Annotated in this window: 12 protein-coding genes and 3 pseudogenes; 13 read left to right on the top strand and 2 right to left on the bottom strand. The window is 59.9% G+C overall.

The genetic code is table 11. The features are described from left to right. The 9 genes and pseudogenes from ABJ196_RS12180 to ABJ196_RS12140 all read left to right on the top strand — a co-directional run. Positions 1–128 (top strand): annotated as a pseudogene (locus ABJ196_RS12180) (IS3 family transposase); the annotation flags it as partial. A gap of 36 nt (positions 129–164) precedes the next feature. Then, a pseudogene (locus ABJ196_RS12175) lies at positions 165–749 on the top strand (ATP-grasp domain-containing protein); the annotation flags it as partial. A 335-nt stretch (positions 750–1,084) separates the two neighbouring features. Continuing rightward, positions 1,085–2,506, top strand: a complete 1,422-nt coding sequence (gene hydA / locus ABJ196_RS12170) for a dihydropyrimidinase (RefSeq protein WP_347307466.1) — start codon at positions 1,085–1,087, stop codon at positions 2,504–2,506. A 50-nt stretch (positions 2,507–2,556) separates the two neighbouring features. Then, entirely contained in the window at positions 2,557–3,819 is a 1,263-nt protein-coding gene (locus ABJ196_RS12165) for a M20 family metallo-hydrolase (RefSeq protein ID WP_347307464.1), read from the top strand. A gap of 72 nt (positions 3,820–3,891) precedes the next feature. Continuing rightward, a complete protein-coding gene (locus ABJ196_RS12160; protein ID WP_347307462.1) occupies positions 3,892–5,451 on the top strand; it encodes an NCS1 family nucleobase:cation symporter-1 in 1,560 nt (519 codons plus the stop codon). A 64-nt stretch (positions 5,452–5,515) separates the two neighbouring features. Continuing rightward, entirely contained in the window at positions 5,516–6,832 is a 1,317-nt protein-coding gene (locus ABJ196_RS12155; RefSeq protein WP_347307460.1) for an NAD(P)-dependent oxidoreductase, read from the top strand. A gap of 3 nt (positions 6,833–6,835) precedes the next feature. Then, complete coding sequence (gene preA / locus ABJ196_RS12150; RefSeq protein WP_347307458.1) at positions 6,836–8,215, top strand: NAD-dependent dihydropyrimidine dehydrogenase subunit PreA; 1,380 nt, start codon at positions 6,836–6,838, stop codon at positions 8,213–8,215. A 183-nt stretch (positions 8,216–8,398) separates the two neighbouring features. Beyond that, positions 8,399–9,958, top strand: a complete 1,560-nt coding sequence (locus ABJ196_RS12145; RefSeq protein WP_347307456.1) for an NCS1 family nucleobase:cation symporter-1 — start codon at positions 8,399–8,401, stop codon at positions 9,956–9,958. A 121-nt stretch (positions 9,959–10,079) separates the two neighbouring features. Next, a complete protein-coding gene (locus tag ABJ196_RS12140; RefSeq protein ID WP_347307454.1) occupies positions 10,080–10,928 on the top strand; it encodes a nitrilase-related carbon-nitrogen hydrolase in 849 nt (282 codons plus the stop codon). Positions 10,929–11,106: 178 nt separating this feature from the next. Here the strand turns inward: ABJ196_RS12140 and ABJ196_RS12135 are convergent, their stop codons facing one another. Beyond that, positions 11,107–12,723 (bottom strand): PucR family transcriptional regulator, encoded by a 1,617-nt coding sequence (locus tag ABJ196_RS12135; RefSeq protein ID WP_347307452.1) that lies wholly within the window; start codon positions 12,721–12,723, stop codon positions 11,107–11,109. Positions 12,724–13,018: 295 nt separating this feature from the next. Between ABJ196_RS12135 and ABJ196_RS12130 the strand changes: the two genes are divergently transcribed. From ABJ196_RS12130 to ABJ196_RS12115, 4 genes are all read left to right on the top strand, one after another. Further along, positions 13,019–14,503 (top strand): CoA-acylating methylmalonate-semialdehyde dehydrogenase, encoded by a 1,485-nt coding sequence (locus ABJ196_RS12130; RefSeq protein WP_347307450.1) that lies wholly within the window; start codon positions 13,019–13,021, stop codon positions 14,501–14,503. Between the two features lie 14 nt (positions 14,504–14,517). Then, positions 14,518–15,822 (top strand): aspartate aminotransferase family protein, encoded by a 1,305-nt coding sequence (locus tag ABJ196_RS12125; protein ID WP_347307448.1) that lies wholly within the window; start codon positions 14,518–14,520, stop codon positions 15,820–15,822. A gap of 403 nt (positions 15,823–16,225) precedes the next feature. After that, positions 16,226–17,761, top strand: a complete 1,536-nt coding sequence (locus ABJ196_RS12120) for a sodium/proline symporter (protein WP_347307446.1) — start codon at positions 16,226–16,228, stop codon at positions 17,759–17,761. A 1,099-nt stretch (positions 17,762–18,860) separates the two neighbouring features. Next, positions 18,861–19,967 carry a thrombospondin type 3 repeat-containing protein gene (locus ABJ196_RS12115; protein ID WP_347307444.1) on the top strand — a complete coding sequence of 369 codons (1,107 nt, stop codon included), beginning with the start codon at positions 18,861–18,863 and terminating at the stop codon, positions 19,965–19,967. On the opposite strand, the pseudogene ABJ196_RS12110 reads toward ABJ196_RS12115, so the two are convergent. Beyond that, a pseudogene (locus tag ABJ196_RS12110) lies at positions 19,968–20,095 on the bottom strand (IS3 family transposase); the annotation flags it as partial.

The following is a 20,095-nucleotide window of genomic DNA, read 5'->3' as shown; positions in this document are numbered from 1 at the left end:
TATGTCGTCGGGACGTGTTTCGGTGGTGCACGCACTACAACACCACGCGCTTGCACTCGTGGTGCGGCTACCGCTCGCCGAACGCCTTCGAAGCCACCGGATCAGCTACACTTACTATCGCATCTTAATTAAATCCCCGTGTCCACTTTCCGGGGTTCGGGCCCGTGCGTTCTATTGATCCGGCCACGGGGGAGATGGCCACGTGGTTCAGCGAGCCCATCGGGCACAAGCACCTCAATGGCGACCTGGTGGAGACGTGGCAGCCGCTGCCGATGTCTGAGGCGGCGCTGGGCAACGCGCGCTCCGTGGCGGCGCGTATTAGTAATGAGCTGGGCGGGCGCGGCGTTTACGGCGTGGAGCTCTTCGTGGCCGGCGATGAGGTGTACTTCTCTTCTATTTCCCCGCGGCCGATTGATTCCGCGCTGCTGACGCTGCGCACGCAGCGCTTCAGCGAGTTTGAGCTACACGCCCGCGCTATCTTGGGCTTCCCGATTGATGTCACGATGACCTCGCCGGGTGCGGCGGCCGTGATTCACGCGGAGACCGATATTCAGGACGTCGCTTTTGAGGGCGTGGCGGAGGCGCTGGCCTTCGAGGAAGTCGACGTGCGTCTGTTTGGTAAGCCGGGTGCGTATGCCGGCCGGCGCCTGGGCTTGGTGACCGCCACGGCGGACACGGCTACTGAGGCGCGCGATAAGGCGAACTTGGCGGCGGCGAAGATTCGGGTAGTGGATTCGCAAGACTCTTAGAGCACTTGAAAGGGGAGACGCCGGCGGCGCTGCCGGCGTGAATGGTGGGGTGGACAGTTTTCGGTGGGGTAAGGGGAGCCAGGTAATCTCGGGTGCCTCGGGGAGTGTAACTTTGTGTCCCTTGCCACATGGAAATTGGTCAAGAACTGGCATTTTGTGACCTGAGGAACCTCGATCGGGGCGGGGTTGTCACACTGTAAAGATTTGCATCATTAAATGAACAGATAGGACCTTGTGGGCGGGTGAGGTAGGGTGCATTCTTTTATCTATAGTTCGACAGATAGAAATTGAGGGCGGTGGTCTTCAGTTTCTATTCACTTTGAGGAGGAGCACTCATGGCAACGACTTTGATTCACGGCGGCACAGTCGTCAGCGCGACCGGCAAGGGAAAGGCTGACGTTCTCATCGAAGACGAGAAAATCGTTGCGGTACTCGCGCCCGGGGCTAAGACCTTTGGCGAAAACCTCGCCGAGAACGTTGACGTCCGCATTGACGCGACCGACAAGTACGTCATTCCCGGCGGCATTGACGCGCACACGCACATGCAGATGCCGTTCGGAGGGACCGAGGCATCGGATACCTTCGAGACCGGCTCCCGAGCCGCAGCGTGGGGCGGCACCACATCGATCGTGGACTTCGCGGTACAAAAGCACGGGGAACAGGTCATGGAGAGCCTGGCCGAGTGGCATGAGAAGGCTGCCGGCGAGTGTGCCATTGACTACGGCTTTCACCAGATCATCGGCGAGGTCAACAAGGATTCTCTGGACGCCATGGACAAGCTCATGGATGAGGGCGTGTCCAGCTTCAAGCTGTTCATGGCCTACCCGGGCGTGTTCTATTCCGACGACGCCCAGATCTACAAGGCTATGCGCAAGGCCGCAGACACGGGATTGCTCTCCATGATGCACGCCGAGAACGGCCCCGCCATTGACGCCATGGTGGAGGAGCTGCTGGCGCAAGGCAAGACGGATCCCTACTACCACGGCGTGGCGCGCGCGTGGCAAATGGAGGAGGAAGCGACCCACCGAGCCATCATGCTGGCCAACGTCACCAATGCGCCGCTGTATGTCGTGCACGTGTCCGCCAAGCAGGCCGTCGAGCAGCTCGCCGCCGCCCGCAACGAAGGCCAGAACGTCTTCGGTGAGACCTGCCCGCAGTACCTGTACATGTCCCTTGAGGAGCACCTCGGCGCACCGGGCTTCGAGGGAGCCAAGTACGTCTGCTCCACGCCGCTGCGTTCCAAAGCAGAGGGACATCAAGACAACATTTGGAAGGCGCTGCGCACCAACGACATCCAGACCGTGGCCACCGACCACTGCCCGTTCTGCTTCAAGGGCCAAAAGGAAATGGGTATCGGCGACTTCTCCAAGATCCCGAACGGCATCGGTTCCGTCGAGCACCGCATGGACGTCATGTACCAGGGCGTCGTGACCGGTGAGATCACCCTCGAGCGTTGGGTCGAGCTCACCTCGACCACCCCGGCCCGCATGTTCGGCATGTACGGACAGAAGGGTGTCATCCAACCTGGCGCGGACGGCGACATCGTCGTCTACGACCCGAACGGACACACCTCCATCGGCCTGAACAAGACTCACCACATGAACATGGACTACTCCGCATGGGAGGGCTTCGAGGTCGACGGGCATGTGGACACCGTCCTGTCCCGCGGCCGCGTCCTCATCGACAACGGAGAGTACCTCGGTGACAAGGGTCACGGGCGCTACATCAAGCGCGAGGCCTGCCAGTACCTGGTCTAGCCGCCGGATTTCATCACCCACAATTCGCAGTGCATGTTGAAGGAGCACACATGACAACCGCAATTTCTCAAGACACCGAAAAGTTTTTGACCGACTTCCACGAGACGTGGCAGTTCGGCGCCACCGAGAACAATGGCGTCGACAGGCAGGCCGGCACCGCAGACCACGGAAAGATCCGAGACTGGTTCACCGCCCGTGCGAAGGAAGAGGGCTTCGAGGTACGCGTCGACTCCATTGGCAACGTCTTCGCGCTCCTTACGTTTGATGACTCCAAGGATTATGTCCTCACCGGCTCGCACCTCGACTCCCAGCCGCTGGGCGGCCGTTTTGACGGTTGCTTCGGCGTTATCGCCGCCTTCCACGCCGCACTCGAGCTCAAGAAGCAGGTCGAGTCGGGCGAACTGACCCCCGAATACAACCTGGCGGTCGTGGACTGGTTCAACGAGGAGGGTGCGCGATTCGCGCCGTCCATCATGGGCTCGTCCGTCATGTGCGGATTCTTCGACCGCGAGGAAATGCTCGCAGTACAAGATCCCAAGGGTATCACGGTCAAGGAGGCCCTGGAGTCCATCGGCTACCTGGGCACCGACGAGCCGCCGGTGCCGGCCGCCTACGCCGAAATCCACATTGAGCAGGGACGCCTGCTGGAGCGCCACGAAACGGCCATCGGTGCAGTGACCCAGTCGTGGTACACCCAAAAGCTGTACGTCAAGGTTCAGGGCGAGCAGTCTCATACCGGCGCGACCATCATGAGCGACCGCCACGACGCCCTACCCGCTGCGGCGCTCCTCGTCCTCAAGACTGAGCAAGTCGTCGAGGAATTCGAGGAGGAGCAGATCGTCACCTCGGTGGGCCAGTTCGACGTGGAGCCCAACTCGCCCATCGTGGTCCCGCGCGAGGTCAACCTGGTCATCGACCTGCGAGCCCACCGCCGCGAAGACGTCGAGAAGGCCCGCCAGATCCTCGTTGACTACTGTGACGAGGTTGCCCGGGCCCGAGATATTTCCATCACTCCAGTCGATTTCGACATCCGTGACCACCAGCGATACCCCGAAGACGGCGTGGTCCTCACTGAAAAGGCCGCGGCCAACACTGGAATCAGTTGCATGCGCATCGAGACGATGGCAGGCCACGACTCTGTGCCGCTCAACCGCAAGGTTCCCACCGTCATGACGTTTGTCCCCTCGGAGGGCGGCGTTTCCCATTGCGAACGTGAGTTCACTGCGGACGAGGACTTGGTCCAGGGCCTCATCGTCCACACCGACATCGTTTCTCGCCTGCTGACGGGCGAGCTTGACCACCTCAAGTCCTAAGGCACTCCACAACTCACCGAGCTCTAGTTCTTTAGCACGACTCGACTTCACAAGACTTCAAAGGAACTGATCATGACCATCATCAAGAACCCGCAGGCACAAGGGTCGAATACTGTGGAGACCTCCACCCCCACAGAGGTCGAGGCCCACGGCATGCCGCGCCACCTGATCTCCAGCTGGCGCGCGGAGCATGGCTTGGAGAGCCACCACATTTCTAACGGCCGCCTGTTCAACGCGGATATCGCGCCGCGAACCGGCGCAGGCAAGTGGGGCACTGGAAGCCTCTTCAACTGGTGGATGAGCGCCTGGCACTCGCTGGGCGGCTATGCGATGGCCGTGGGATTCATGGCCATGGGGCTCAACGGCTGGCAGGCGCTGCTCGGCATGACCATCGGCATGGTGGCCATGTGGGGAGCCTCAAACCTCATGGGCATCGCCGGCCAGCGCGTGGGAGTGCCATTCCCCGTCTTCGCCCGCCTCGCCTTCGGCGTCAACGGCGCCAACATTCCTGCATTCCTCCGCGCCATCGTGGCGGTGTGCTGGTACGGCATCCAGACGTACCTGGCTTCCCAGGCGGTGCTCATCCTTGTCCTCAAGATCATCCCGGGCGCGCAGTCCCTCAATGAGACCACCGTGTTGGGCCTGACTCAGCTGGGCTGGCTGTGCCTGTTGGTCTTGTGGGCAGCGCAGCTCTTCGTGCTGCACCGCGGCATGGAAACCGTCCGCCGCATGTCCGACCTTGCCGGTCCGACCATCTGGGTGGCCATGATCGCCCTCGCCCTGTGGACGCTCGCCCGCGCAGATTGGAAGCTGGACTGGAACTACACGATGTCCGACACCGTGCTGACCGGCAGCTCCGCCGTCGTCGCAGTGCTCGCCGTCGCCTCCTTGGTCCTGGCGTACATGGCAGGCCCGATGCTGAACTTTGCGGACTTCACCCGCATGTCCTCCTCCGAGTCCTCGGTACGCAAGGGAAACGCCCTCGGCCTGTTGTGCAACGGCATCGCCTTCGCCCTCATCTCCGTGGTCATCGGCATCGCCTCTGCTGAGGTGTACGGCAAGGCCGTCACCGACCCAATTCTTCTCCTCGGTGACCTCGACTCCGTGACCCTCCTGCTCGTGTCCACCCTGGCTGTCGCCCTGGCCCAGGTCGGAGTCAACATCATCTGCAACTTCGTCTCGGCATCCTTCGACTTCGCTCACCTGGCCCCGAGGGTCATCACCTTCAAGATTGGCGGCCTCATCACCGCGGTGCTCTCCGTCGTGGTCATGCCGTGGCGCATGTACTCCAACCCAGTCATCATCAACTACTTCCTCGGCGGCGTGGGTGCCCTCATCGGCCCGCTCTTCGGCATCATCATCGCGGACTTCTACCTCGTGAAGCGCTCCACGTTCGTGGTCAAGGACCTGTACACCTCCGCACCCTCCGGCCTCTACCACTACTCCAAGGGCTTCAACGTCGCATACATCGCCGCCTTCGCCGTCTGCGGCCTCATCACCCTGGTCATCGCCCTGGTCCCGACGTTTGCCACCCTGGCCTCCTTTAGCTGGCCCATCGGTGTGGTGCTCGGCTTCTGCTCCGTTCTCCTCCTGCGCTCGATGACGAGCAAGACCGCGGCGGTGGAGAGCTAGCCTCCAGCACTCGAACTCGAACAGACATCACAGTCCACCCACTCAGAAAAGGATGTGCGCTCCAATGACGACTCAACTTCCCTTTCCCGCCTTGCGGGAGGAGATTCATCCGCCATTGACGCCGGAAGAGGCGCAGTTCGAAGCCGAACGCTGCCTTTACTGTGCAGATGCTCCCTGCATGCAGGCGTGCCCCACCCATATCGACATTCCGGGCTTCATCAAGAAGATCGACACAGGTAACGTCACTGGCTCCGCGAAGACCATTCTGCGCGACAACTTCCTGGGTGGGACGTGCGCCCGCGTGTGCCCGGTGGAGGAGCTGTGCCAGGGAGCCTGCGTCCTGAACAAGACCGACCGTCCCATCTCCATCGGCCGTCTCCAGAGGTTCGCCACGGACCACTTGGCGGACACCGGAAAGGCGCCCTTCGAACCCGGAACCTCCACTGGAAAGAGGGTTCTTGTAGTCGGCTCCGGGCCCGCCGGACTGTCCGCCGCCGCGACCCTGGCCCAGGATGGGCATGCGGTCGAGGTCTGGGAGCGCAGTGAGAAGCCCGGTGGTCTTTCCACTTACGGCATTATCACCCTCCGCGAACCCATTGAAGTCGCTCTCCACGAGGTGGATATGGTCAAAGAGCTGGGCGTTGAGATCAAAACCAACACGGAACTTACCTCGGCCGAGCAGCTTGCTCAGGCAGCGAGCGAATTCGACGCGGTCTTCCTCGCCACTGGTTTGGGCACGGTGCCGGTGTTGGACATTCCTGGCGGCGACGCCATCATCGATGGCCTGGAGTTCATCGCGCGATTCAAGACTGCGCCGGACACTGTCGATGCCCCCACGCGGGTGGCCGTCATCGGCGCCGGCAACACGGCCATCGATGCCGCCACGACAGCACGTCAGCTCGGTGCCCAGGCAACAGTCGTGTACCGCCGCACGCCGGAGGAAATGACCGCCTTTGACGCCGAGTACGAATTCGCAACGGGATTCGGAATTGAATTCCAGTTCTTGGCAAACCCCGCGGAAGTCATCACCGGCGACAGCGGCGCCGTGACCGGACTGCGCTGCACCCGCATGCGGGCGACGGCACCGGGCGCGGACGGACGCGTCTTAGTTGAGCCGTCGGGTGAAGACGACATCGTGATTCCCTGCGACGTCGTTCTCTCCGCTATTGGCCAGGAAAAGTACACCGACGAGACGGGATTCGGCCTCGGCCTTAACCGCGGATACTTCGATGTCCGAGAGTTCCTCTCCACCCAACCCTTCGACAACGTCTTCGCCGGCGGTGATGCGGTCCGCGTCACCGGCGACGCCTCCACCGTCATGGCCGTGCAGGACGGAAAACTCGCAGCTCAGTCCATCACTCGCTTCTTAGAAGGAAAGTAAATCATGGCTGACCTCACAACCAACTTTGCTGGCATTACGAGTCCCAACCCCTTCTGGCTCGCGTCCGCGCCGCCCACCAACTCCGGATACCAGGTAGACAAGGCCTTCGAAGCCGGCTGGGGTGGCGTGGTGTGGAAGACCATCGGCCCGCCGGTGCTCAACATTTCCAATCGCTACGGTTCCTTCACCAAAGAAGGCAAGCGCATGCTGGCCATCAACAACGTTGAGGTGATTTCGGACCGTCCGCTGGAGACGAACCTCCGGGAGATCGAAGAAATCAAGAACAAGTGGCCGGATCGCGCGCTCATCGTTTCCATCATGGTCGACGCCAAGCCCGAGACGTGGGACTACTACGTGACGGCCGCCGAAAACGCGGGTGCCGACGGCATCGAGCTCAACTTCGGCTGCCCCCAGGGCATGTCCGAGCGAGGCTTGGGCTCGGCTGTCGGACAAAATCCCGCGTTGTGTGAGCTCAATACCCAGCTGGCCACCTCCGCGGCATCCGTTCCGGTCATCGTCAAGCTCACGCCGAACATCACCGACATCACGGTGTCGGCGCGTGCCGGCCTCGCGGGTGGCGGCAATGCCCTCAGCCTCATCAACACCATTAACTCCGTGTCGAAGGTCGACCTTGACACGTTTATGGTTTCGCCTAACATCGGCGGTCGCTCGACCCACGGCGGCATGGCGGGACCTGCGGCCAAGCCCATCGCGCTGCACATGCTCACGGAGGTCATGCATGATGAGGAAGTCATCGCCTCCGGAGTCCCTGTTTCAGGTATGGGCGGTATCTCCACGTGGCGTGATGCAGCAGAGTTCCTGCTCCTGGGTGCTACATCCCTGCAGGTCTGCACCGCGGCCATGACTCATGGCTTCCGCATCATCGAGGACCTCTGCGAGGGGCTGAGCAACTGGATGGATGACAAGGGCTTTGCCACCATCGAAGACTTCCGCGGTCGCGCGCTGGGGACGCATGGAAAGTTCAACGACCTCAATCTGGCCCACAAGTCGGTGGCTCGTATCAACCGCGACAAGTGCATCGGCTGCAACCTGTGCGTCACCGCCTGCCACGACACGGCCCACCAGTGCATCGACCTAGTGGGGCCCGACGGGGCCATCGTCGCGCCGGGAATCGACCCCACCATCAACGGCAAGAAGACCCTGGACATTCGCCCCGTTCCGCAGGTGCGCGAGTCCGACTGCGTCGGATGTGCCCTGTGTGCCAACGTGTGCCCGGTCCAGGGCTGCATCGACATGGTCACCGTGGACTCCGGGCGTGAGGCGGTGACCTGGAACGAGCTGACGGCGGCCAACCCCGCCGTGGCCGATGACTGGTCGGTCATGACTGAATACCGCAAGAAGGTGGGCATCGACATTCATTAGCAGCCGGTACATCCGCGCCCCTCGTAGCCCCAAAGAAGGAGCCTCCCCACAGGCAGTGCTCAGCGCAACCCTGCAGCGTGAGCGTGAATAGTAAGCGATTTCCACTGTGTCCCGGACAACCGCCGGGACCTTGAAAGGGTGTCTCCCGTCATGTCTACGATAACCTCGCCAACTCAACCCCCCGTGTCCAGGGGACTCATCAATCCCGACCTCCGGCCGATCCCTCGTTCTGCGCGATCCTGGAGCTCCGCCACCTACCTCGCCTTGTGGGTGGGCATGGCCATCAATGCGGCAACGTGGACCCTCGCGGCCTCTCTCATCGCGATGGGCATGAACTGGCTGCAGTCCGTCTTCACTATCGTGCTGGCCAACCTCATCATCCTGATTCCCATGCTGTTCAACAGCCACGCCGGCGCCAAGCATGGAATTTCCTTCCCGGTCTTTACCCGCTCTAGCTTCGGCATCCGCGGCTCCAACGTTCCCGCCCTCCTCCGCGCCCTCGTCGGCTGCGGGTGGGCAGGCATTCAGACGTGGCTGACCGCCCTCGCGCTTGACCTAGCGTGCGGGGTCATCTTTGGGTCGGCGTGGGCCGACGCTCCCGTCGTGTCTCTCGGCTTCGTTGGCGAGCAGCGCATCACTCTGTGGGCCTGCTTCCTCCTGTGCGCCGTGGGGCAGGTTTGGGTCATCGTCCGCGGATTCGGTGCCATCAAGCGACTGCAGCAGCTGGCCGCGCCCCTCATTTCGGTGGCCCTCATCGTGCTGCTGGTGTACCTGCTCGTTCGCTCGCGCGGCGATTTGGGACCGCTCATCAGCCAGCCCTCCCAGGTGGGATGGGGCCGCGACTTCTGGCTCGGCGTCTTTCCCCCGGGACTCATGGCCAACATTGCATTCTGGGCCACGCTTTCCCTGAACATGCCGGACTTCACTCGCTTTGCCAAGGATCAGCGTTCGCAGCTACGCGGACAAATCATTGGTCTTCCCACCTCCATGTTCGCCTTCTCCATGGTGGCCATTCTGGTGACGTCCACCGCTGCAGTCGTGTTCAAGGTCGACCCCACCAGCTTGTGGAGCCCCGATGCCCTCGTCGGAACCTTGGGCAACCCCATCGTGGTGGTCATTGGCTCCCTCATCATTGTGCTGGCCAACTTTTCCACGAACGTCGCGGCAAACATGGTTGGACCTGCACTGGACATGACGAACGCCTTCCCCAAGGTTATTGACTTCCGCCGCGGGGTGTTCTTGGTAATGGTTCTCGGCACGATCATGCTGCCGTGGAAGCTACTCTCCAATCCGGAGTCCTACGTGTTCGTGTGGCTGGGCTTCTACGGCGGCATCACCGGCGCCATCGGCGGCATCATGGTGGTTGACTACTGGATCCTGCGGAAGACGAACCTGGATGTACCGGCATTGTTCGTGCCAGGATCTAAGTACTGGTACACCGGAGGCTTCAACATAAAGGCCATCGTGGCCTTCCTCGTCGGCGCGTTCTTTGCCGTCGGCGGCGCATATTCGCCCGTGTCCGACGGTGTGAAATCGGGCCCATTCCCGGCCGACGGCTTCGTGCCTTTCCTCAAGGTCTTTTACGACTACAACTGGCTGGTGAGCTTTGCCGTCGGCCTTCTGGTGTACCTAGTACTTAACCTCGCCTCCCTTCACAAGCGGGAGGCAGAAGTGACTGTCCCGTTCCGCAACGAGGATGTCGAGTCCACAGAGGAGCTTGCCCATGCCAGCTCGGCTGTTTAATTCTCGACCTGGCGCGACTGCTGCGACTGTGGTGCCGGGAACATTGTCCCGCGGCGGTCCCTGAGAGCGCGCCTCACCCAAACAACCCGACACCACAACAATCAAGGACTAGGAGAACATAATGTCCAACGTGACCATCGCACTGACCCAGACCACCTGGACTGGCGATAAGGAGTCAATGATTGCCAAGCACGAGCAGCTCACTCGTGACGCGGCCGCCCAAGGTGCGCAGGTTATCTGCTACCAGGAGTTGTTCTACGGCCCGTACTTCGGAATTGTCCAAGACACGAAATACTACGACTACGCAGAGCCGATTCCGGGCCCCACCGTCGAGCGTTTCCAGGCCCTGGCCAAAGAGCTGGGCATGGTCATCGTGCTTCCCATCTACGAGGAAGAACGCACCGGCGTGCTGTACAACACCGCCGTGGTCATCGACGCCGACGGAACCATTGCCGGCAAGTACCGCAAGCACCACATTCCGAACGTCGATCGCTTCTGGGAAAAGTTCTATTTCCGCCCGGGCAATCTGGGATGGCCGGTGTTCGACACCGCGGTCGGCAAGGTGGGCGTCACGATCTGCTACGACCGCCACTTCCCAGAAGGCTGGCGCAACCTAGGCCTCAACGGCGCCGAGATTGTGTTCAACCCCAATGCGTCCAAGCCGGGCCTGTCGAATCGCCTGTGGGAGATCGAGCAGCCCGCCGCGGCGGCGGCAAACGGCTACTTCGTGTGTGTCCCCAACCGCGTGGGCATTGAATCCGACGAGTTTGGCGACGAGGCAGTGGAGTTCTACGGGTCCTCCTACATCGTTGACCCCAAGGGCAATTACGTCGCGGGACCTGCCAGCACGAAGGAGGAAGAGCTCATCGTCGCAACGGTGGACATGGACGAAATCCGCCGCACTCGCTACGACTGGCAGTTCTACCGGGACCGTCGCCCGGACGCATACGGCCCCATTGTTGCGCCCTAAAATCTTCCTTCCCGCAGTGATTCGCGTCTAGGTCACTGAAGCGGCGATAGGTACACACGCTTATTGCCTGGCCCGACTCGCAGCGGGGAGGATTCCTCCACGAAGGCCCGTTCCTGCACAGTGCTCAAGTACTCGTGCCGGAACGGGCCTCGGTGCTGCTAGTGATGTGCAGTGCGGGTTACTTGCCCAAGTAGCTTCGCACGGCCACAGACAGGGAGAAGAAGGACTGGCCGTTGGCAAGATCCGCGTCGAGGATGCGCTCGATAGCAGAGATCCGCGAATACAACGCCGTGCGCGACAGATGAAGAGTGTCGGCCGCGGCGGAGCGGGAGGCGGGGTACTCCACGATGGCGCGCAGGGTCTGCACCAAGTCCGTTCCGTTGCGGGAGTCATGCAACAGCAGGGGACTGAGGATCTCCTCCGCGTAGGATTGAAAACGCACGTCGTCGTGCAGATTTGCGACAAGTTCCTGGAACTGATTCTTGCGCGACCACGTCAAGAGCTCGCCTTGGTGGGGGACCGAAACCTCGCTGCTTGCAATGTGGTGCAGCGCGGCGCTCAAGTCAATGGGGCCCTCGAGGCCAGCCGAAACCACAAAATTGAACGGCACCCCAAGGGAGCGGAGGCGGGCAAAAGCGGCATCGATAAGCTCCTCCGCACTGTGCCGGTGCTTCGCGCCACTGATGGCGCACACCACCCGATTGGTGTCCTGCTCGTGGTACGCGATCAACGCCTGGACGTCGGGGGAGATGGACGCGAGCGCCGAGCGAACCTCACCCACATCGACCGGCTCGTTCGTGCGTAGTTCAGCGGCAACGATACTGCGATCTGTGGTGGCAAACCCAGATGCTTCCAGCACGGTCTTTTGACCGGACACCGTCGTGAAACGATTGTGCAGGAGCCGCTCGAGTCCCACCCGCTCCCGCAAGTCGGTCCACGCGTTCGGATTGGCCGAGCCGAGTCGCTCGATGGCCAGTGCCATCGCCGCGTGCCGCATAATGTGCAGAGCCTTGACATCCTGGGGGCGGGCCCCGCGCACGAACAGGCGTCCCCACAGGTGGTCTTGGGCTTGAATGTCGATGAGGCACCACGAGGTCAACGCGTCATCCGGGTCCGAAACTGACACGGGATCGGCCACGAGGCCCTCTGCCTTCGTCTCGACAGCCCATTGCCGGGAACGGCTTTCCCAATTGCTCACCAGCTGTGACGGCAGGAAGTGGCCCTCGGCGTAATAGACAACCCGGTGGTTGAGATCCTCCAGAATGACCGGCAACTCCAATTCGCGTGATGCATGCGTCACGAGCTGTTCCGGGGGAGCGCCGTTGAACATCAATCCCCAAAAGGACTCATTGATTCGCTGCAGCTGTTCCACCTGTTTGAACTGCTGCGAAAGGATGGCGGAGTGGACGGCCTCGGTGATCTCCACAAAGCGGACTTCGCCGTGGGTAATGAGCAGCGGCAGCCCCAAAGCAGAACATTGCTGGACTACGACCTCGGGAATCGAGGGAAGATGAACGCCGATCTCTACAAGTAGGGCGGCGGCACCGGCGGCCGCGAATCTCTGGATGGCCTCTCTTTGCGCGGACTCGCTCGTGCCCAGACTCGTGCCCGTGGTCATGAGAAGCTCGCCGCCGTCAATGAGTTCACCTCCGCGAGGCGTGTCAATGACGTGGACCCATCTAATGGGCGCATCGAGTTTGTCAGAGCCGCAGAGCAGTTCTGTCTTGGCTTCGACTAATGGCGGTAGCGCGAGAATGTCGCTGAGCCGAATAGGGGAGGCGTCAAACTGAACCACGAACAATTTCTTTCAGTCGACCAACATGTTTTCTGAGGTCAGACTATTCGGGCCTCGACATTCTGTCAATATTGACGCGGCACTGACCTGCGAGGACATCCATTTGGCCTGGATACCTCAGTTGACCGGCCAGGTTTTGGCTGAACAATCTGTTCAATTTCCCGCTCCATTCGGAACATTATTCATATTCAGCTGAGGGATTGGTGGTGCCACGATGTACGTAGTTCACACGCCGGACATGGTGTGTGGCTGGCATCGAAGACATCACAGATCATGACGGCTGGAAGGAGTGGAAGTGACCACAGTCATCCCACACATCATCAATGGCAAGGAAATCTCGGACAGCGAGCGCTATGGTGCCGTGTACAACCCGGCAACAGGGGAGCAGACCGGCGAGTTGGCGATGGCCACCGTGGCGACCGTTGAAGAGGCGGTCGCCCGCGCTTCGGAGGCCCTGCCCGCATGGCGAGCCACCGGTCTGGCCAAGCGCGCCGCAGTGTTTTTCAAGCTGCGCGAAATCATTGAGTCCCGCCGACAAGAGCTCTCTGAGGTCATTTCCGCCGAACACGGCAAGGTCCCTTCCGATGCCGCAGGCGAAATCGCACGCGGCCTTGAGAACGTGGAGTTCTGTGCGGGACTCCTGCACCACATGAAGGGCGAGTTCTTGGAGCAGGCCGCGACAGGCATCAACGTGCACCAGGTCCGTCAGCCCGTGGGTGTCGTTGCCTGCATTACTCCCTTCAACTTCCCGGCTATGGTCCCACTGTGGATGGTAACTGCGGCAATCGCCGCAGGTAACACGGTTATTCTCAAGCCTTCCGAGCGCGACCCTTCCGCCGCGAACTGGATTGTCAAGGCTTTCCATGAGGCCGGTCTTCCCGATGGTGTCCTCAACCTCGTCCACGGCGACAAGGAGGCTGTTGAGGCGCTTATTGATGCCCCGGCAGTTAAGGCCGTGAGCTTCGTTGGTTCGACCCCCATTGCCAAGTCGATTTACGAGCGTGCAACGAGCCAGGGCAAGCGATGCCAGGCACTGGGCGGCGCCAAGAACCATATGGTTGTCATGCCGGACGCCGACCTTGATGCTGCCGCCGATGCCGCCATTTCTGCCGGCTTCGGCTCCGCCGGCGAGCGCTGCATGGCAGTGTCTGTCGTGGTCCCCGTGGGAGACATCGCCGACGAACTCGTTGCCAAGATTCAGGAGCGCATCGGCGGCGTCAAAGTGGGCCCGGGCACCGATCCCGACAACGAGATGGGCCCAGTCATCACCGCCCAGGCCAAGGAGCGCATTGAAGGCATCATCGGCGGCGCCGCAGAGGCCGGTGCCACCGTCCTCGTGGACGGCCGCGAGGCCGACCTGCCTAAGGAAGGCTACTTCGTTGGACCCACGCTGATTGACAACGTCAAGCCGGGTATGGAGGTCTACGACCAGGAGATCTTTGGTCCAGTGCTCTCCATTGCTCGCGTCGATACGTTCGACGAAGCCGTCGAACTTATTAACTCCAACCGCTATGCCAACGGAACCGCCGTGTTCACCCGCGACGGCCGCACGGCCCGCGAATTCGAGTTCAACATCGAAGTCGGCATGGTCGGCATCAACGTTCCTATCCCCGTGCCGATCGGCGCGTTCTCGTTCGGTGGATGGAAGGACTCGCTGTTCGGCGACACTCACATCTACGGTCCGGAGGCTTTCAACTTCTACACCCGACGCAAGGTCGTGACCGAGCGCTGGCCGCTTGCCAGCGAGTCACAAATCAACCTTGGATTCCCCACCCACTAGAAAGGCCCAACACAATGGACGGCAACGTATTTCACTCTTGGTCTGCTCAGGATCTCATTGATCCGCTCGACGTGGTGTCGGGCGAGGGGGCAACCTTCACCGACCGTGAAGGTAACGACTACCTCGACTTCTCGGCCCAGCTGGTTAACTTGGCCCTGGGCCACTCCAACCAGCGCCTCATTCAGGCCATCAAGGATCAAGCCGACAAGCTAGCCACCATTCAGCCGGGTTTCAAGAATGACACCCGAGCTGAGCTGGCATCCCGCATTGTTGCATCGGTCGGCGACACGTTCGGTTCAGTGTTCTTCACCAATGGCGGCGCCGACGCGAACGAGAACGCCGTGCGTATGGCCCGTGGCTACACGGGGCGCCGCAAGGTGATGTCCCTGTACCGCTCCTACCATGGCGCGACCTCAACGGCGATTTCGCTCACGGGCGACCCGCGTCGTTGGAGCAACGAGCCTTCTGACTCGTCCGTTGTTCACGTCTTCGGCCCCTACCTGTACCGATCCGCTTTTTGGGCGGAGACCGAGGAGCAGGAATGCGAGCGTGCCCTAGCGCACCTGGAAGACCAGATCATTCTGGAAGGTGCTGACACCATCGCAGCAATCATTCTTGAGACCGTAGTGGGCACGAATGGCATTTTGGTGCCGCCGCGTGGTTTCCTCCCAGGCGTGCGCAAACTGTGTGACAAGTACGGCATTGTCTATATCGCCGACGAAGTCATGGCGGGCTTCGGCCGTACCGGCGAGCTCTTCGCATTCCAGAACTTCGACGTGACCCCGGACCTCGTGACCTTCGCCAAGGGAGTCAATTCCGGTTACGTGCCGCTTGGCGGCGTGATCATCTCGAAGGAAATCCAGAAGACGTGGTCCACCAAGGCATATAACGGCGGCCTGACCTATTCTGGCCACCCGCTTGCGTGTGCACCGGGCGTGGAGACCTTTAAGATTTTCGAAGAAGAGAAGATTCCCGAGCGAGTCAAGAAGCTGGGCGAGGAAATCGTCAAGCCGCGCTTGGAAGCATGGAAGGAAAAGTACTCCATCGTCGGCGACATCCGCGGCCTTGGATTGTTCTGGGCCATTGAGTTGGTCAAGGACAAGGAGACCCGTGAACCGCTTGTGCCATTCAACGCCTCTGGCGAGGAAGCCGCGCCGATGAATCAGTTCATTTCCTACTGCAAGTCGCACGGGGTATGGCCGTTCACTCACTTCAACGGAGTCCATGTCGCTCCGCCGCTCATCATCTCCGAAGAAGACCTGATTCGCGGATTGGATGTCTATGAGGCTGCCATCGCCGAGTTGGACGCTTCTTTGTAAATTCCGCATTAAGCCCGGTATCTAGGATTTTCCTGGATGCCGGGCTTTTGCTACGCGGCCTGTTTAGGGCATTACACAGTGTTCATTTTGGTCGTGGCTTCGGTACACAAACTATCTTGTCACGCCTATGCGGGGTGGGTGATGATTCTGATATCAATTCGCAGCTCAAGGCGGCAGTTGATTCGAAACATTTAACGACTGTGACACCGGAGAAATCCTTTTTGCGCTGTGCATGGCTCAGGCGCATAGAGGCGACATAGAAGAAAGGCGAGAGACTATGTTTGGTCTACCAGATTTCACAACTGCGGTAATGATAGTCATTCCAGGTTTCTGGGCCGTCTACACGGCGGCATTTTACATCCTGACCCGCAGCTGGGCACAAGCAGACGAGGAAGAGTAGACCATGGCTATTTTCTTCCTCGTTCTGTATTTCATTGCGATGATCGTGATCGGCCTGTGGGCCATGCGCAAGTCGACCGACAATTCCGAAGACTATCTCCTCGGTGGCCGCTCCTTGGGCCCGGCGGTGACCGCTCTGCGACTGCAGTCGTCTTCAATGTCCGGTTACATGTTCGCCGGTGCGGGTTCTCTGGGGTACACCTCGGGTTATTACGGGATGTGGTACGCGCTGGGTGACATCGGTGGCGGTGTCCTCAACCTCTCGGTGTTGGGGCGTCGCATGCGAAAGCTAACAAAAATCCTGGGTTCCATTTCTTCCATTGAATACCTCGAGCACCGTTACCAGTCCTCCGCGGTCCGCTTCATTGCCGCCATCTTGGGTCTGGGTGGCATGTTCCTGTACCTGCTCAGCCAGTTCATTGCCGGCGGCGCGGGCCTGGCCTCAGTTACCGGCATTGACTTCAAGATCGCGCTCATCATCGCCGTCGGCGTCATCGTCTCGTACACTTTCATGGGCGGCTACCTCGCAGTGGCGTACACGGACTTTGTGCAGGCCATCATTATGGTCATCGGCATGCTGTGGATCCTCATTGCGACCTTGCGGTCCGTTGGCGGTCTCACCTCGGGCCACGAGCAGGTTGGAGCTCTCAATCCCAACCTCCTCACCATGTTTGGTGCCGACGGTGAGTACAAGGGGGAATGGGGCCTTATTCTCGGCGCACTCCTGATCTTTTCTATCGGCTACATGGGTTGGCCGCACGTTGTGGTCTCTCACATGGCCATGAAGAAGCCGTCAATTTCCCGAACTGCCGGTGTCTATTCCACCATCTTCAACTTCCTGTTCATTCCCGCTCCCTACCTAGTGGGAATGTTGGCGCTAATTATCGTGCCCAATCTTGAGAAACCCGAAGATGCGATCTTTGCTGTGGCGGAGACCGTCTTGCCCAGCTATGCCGTGGGGATCGTGATGGCCGCCGTCATGGCCGCGATCATGTCTACTGCCGATGCCCTCTTGCTGCAGGCCTCCACGATTGCCGCTCATGATCTGGTCTCCCGGTTCTTCCGAAAGGATATTGGCGAAAAAGACTTGGTTAAGGTCTCCCGAACGACCGTCCTCATCATGGCTGCCGCAGGACTTCTCTTTGCACTGTGGCAGCCTCCGACGGTTCTGTTTCTGGCGACCTTCGCCGCTACGGTCCTCGGTTCCGCGTTCGCGCCGTCTTATATTTGCGCGGTCTGGTGGAAGAGGGCCAACAAAGTGGGTGCAATTTCCTCCATGCTTGTCGGCTCAGTTGTCTCAGTCGTGTGGAAGCTCACGCCGTTGCCGGATTCAACGGGCATCGATCCGATGCTTGCCGGCATTGTGTGTTCCACCATCGCGATGGTTGTTGGCTCTTTGGCAACACAGCGTAGCCACCCCGTTGATCCGGCAATTGTCACCGCTATCGACGAAGCTGCCCAGGTGTCAGCTACTCCGCGCAAGCTAGCCTCCGGAGAACAATCGAACCTCTCGGTTCAGTTCCCAGAAGAGGTGAACTGATGATTGACACGTCGTTTCTCCTGCGCCCACGTGTCACGGACCGTGACGCTGCAACCATTGCTCAACAAGTTACAGACAGTAAGGTTTACGCGGATGAGCTCTCGCTGCATCGGTATCGGCTATTAGGGTTTCGCTTTCGTATACAGAATGCCCGGGGGCCAATGAGGAAACTTGAGGGGTCAGAGATTTGTGCGGTCGTAGATCCTGCCACTGGCACTGCAATGACCGCAGACCCGTGGGAGATTGAATCCTCAGAACGGCCGCGCCCACGCGGAGGCGATGTGAGCCAAGAAGAGGTACATGCTTGTGAAAATGCGGCTCAAAAAGCTGTTTATGTTAGCCTCGTCAAGCATTATCGGCTTGCTTCGAGTTTTGAGCTAGTGGCCAAGGGGGCTCCGCACGAACTATGGAAACCTAACTGGCTATTTGAGAACGATGAAATTCGAATCCTAATCGACGGCCTCAACGGTGAGTTTGCGGTCCGACGGCGCAGTCGAGAGAGGACTTTTTCTGCATAAAAGGGGCAGTGCTTAACCACAATGACCTGAGGTTCAGGCACAGCAGCCATTGTCCACGCGGAGACCGATATCCAAGACGTTGCTTTTGAGGGCGTGGCCGAGGCGCTGGTCTTCGAGGAAGTAAACGTCCGTCTCTGTGTCAAGCCGGGGGCCAATGCTGGCCGGCGCTTGGGTCTGGTCACCGCCACGGCTGACACGGCTATTGGGGGCGCGCGATAAGGCGAACGTGGCGGCGGCGAAGATTCGGGTGGTGGATTCTGCTGCCGATGTCTAGCCCTCTTGTGGGTCGGTATTGGCGAGGTACTTTGCGCTCTCATGCGTGGAGTTGTCATTACATACACGTTCCGTAGAGTGAGACGCTGCTGCTCGGAACACAAAATTGTCGACATATTATGATGTATATTATGCAAATGTGCGAATTAGATTGTTGACATATCCGCATGTTATGCAGCGTGAACGCTGAGAGAACTCTAAGATTTGATTTGAATCATTCCCAGAATATGCATAGACTGCACAAGGTCCGCTAACCCGTTAATGCAGCTCAAATGTGTTAACAGTTAACATTCTAGGAGTTTCTATTAATGTCCATCGTTTCTAAGTCGGGCGCTGGTTCGACTAACTGGCGCCGCGCGGTCGTCGTTCCGACCGCGTTTGCTCTCGCGCTTGGAGTTGCCGTTCCTGGCGTGCCGGCGCTGCATAATGTTTCTGTTGCGAACGCTCAGACCATTTCCGTGCCGCAGACCTCAGGTATGCACTACAACGCGGCTTTTGATGCGTCCAAGTCGACTCAGGCTACGCTCACGGGGTACACGAGCGACGGTACTAAGGTTTCTACGGCTGATGCATGGATTCAGCAGATTGGCCGCGCATCTCAGGACTATCATCGGACCAGCGTTAGTGCACGCTTCTATCAGACGCAACCCACCGTCGGCACCTTAGTCTTTGAAGTTACGCCTGGGTTTGAAAATCGTCTCACTGGAGACTCTGTCGGCGTTCGATTGGATCGACGTAACGCAGTTGATACCGGTTGGGTTAAGGCGGGCACCGTGACAGCGACGATGACGTTTAGTGCCGATAAGCGCTATGTCTACGTCAACCTTCCGTCTTCCGCAGCTAATACGAACGTGGATCTCGTGACCGTGTCGTTCCCGTTCAATATGGACGTGAACAATGGCTCGGCAGTTACTGAAGACGAGACCTACTACGCCCCGGGCTTTAATGGTTTTGGCGCATTCACACAGACTGGGGTTACTGAAGATGCGCCAGCGCCGGTGGACACCACTGGTCCGGTCATCACTGCTAACGGCGCGACTGTGATTGAGAAGCAGCCGATGAACCCGATCGCGGTGACTCTGAACGAGGGCTCTGTGACCGGTGTGACTGGTCTGCCGGGTGGTGTTTCCTACACGAATGGTCAGATTTCCGGTACCCCGACGGTGACTGATTGGGGCAAGTCTGAGGAGACTCGCGACTTCACGGTGACAATTACCGCGAAGGATGATGCTGGTAACGAGTCGACGAAGACTATCACCATCACTGTGCAGCGCGATACGGATGGCGATGGCCAGCCGGACGTGACGGATCCGGATGATGACAACGACGGCTACTCGGATGCCGATGAGAACAACGCTGGCACGGATCCGAAGGACCCGGGGCCCGAACCCCGGAAAGTGGACACGGGGATTTAATTAAGATGCGATAGTAAGTGTAGCTGATCCGTCGGCTTCGAAGGCGTTCGGCGAGCGGTAGCCGCACCACGAGTGCAAGCGCGTGGTGTTGTAGTGCGTGCACCACCGGAACACGTCCCGACGACATG

Source organism: Corynebacterium sp. SA-MJD20WY100 (assembly GCF_039822565.1).
Classification (GTDB): Bacteria; Actinomycetota; Actinomycetes; order Mycobacteriales; family Mycobacteriaceae; genus Corynebacterium; species Corynebacterium phoceense_A.
Note: the sequence above shows the minus strand (reverse complement) of the source record. Positions and strands in the feature narration are given on the sequence as shown.

Bases quoted from the DNA above. Each gene is read 5' to 3' on its own strand.
- ABJ196_RS12165 (WP_347307464.1), top strand. From the start codon at position 2,557: ATGACAACCGCAATTTCTCAAGACACCGAAAAGTTTTTGACCGACTTC.
- ABJ196_RS12125 (WP_347307448.1), top strand. From the start codon at position 14,518: ATGGACGGCAACGTATTTCACTCTTGGTCTGCTCAGGATCTCATTGAT.
- hydA (WP_347307466.1), top strand. From the start codon at position 1,085: ATGGCAACGACTTTGATTCACGGCGGCACAGTCGTCAGCGCGACCGGC.
- ABJ196_RS12155 (WP_347307460.1), top strand. From the start codon at position 5,516: ATGACGACTCAACTTCCCTTTCCCGCCTTGCGGGAGGAGATTCATCCG.
- preA (WP_347307458.1), top strand. From the start codon at position 6,836: ATGGCTGACCTCACAACCAACTTTGCTGGCATTACGAGTCCCAACCCC.
- ABJ196_RS12140 (WP_347307454.1), top strand. From the start codon at position 10,080: ATGTCCAACGTGACCATCGCACTGACCCAGACCACCTGGACTGGCGAT.
- ABJ196_RS12120 (WP_347307446.1), top strand. From the start codon at position 16,226: ATGGCTATTTTCTTCCTCGTTCTGTATTTCATTGCGATGATCGTGATC.
- ABJ196_RS12115 (WP_347307444.1), top strand. From the start codon at position 18,861: ATGTCCATCGTTTCTAAGTCGGGCGCTGGTTCGACTAACTGGCGCCGC.
- ABJ196_RS12160 (WP_347307462.1), top strand. From the start codon at position 3,892: ATGACCATCATCAAGAACCCGCAGGCACAAGGGTCGAATACTGTGGAG.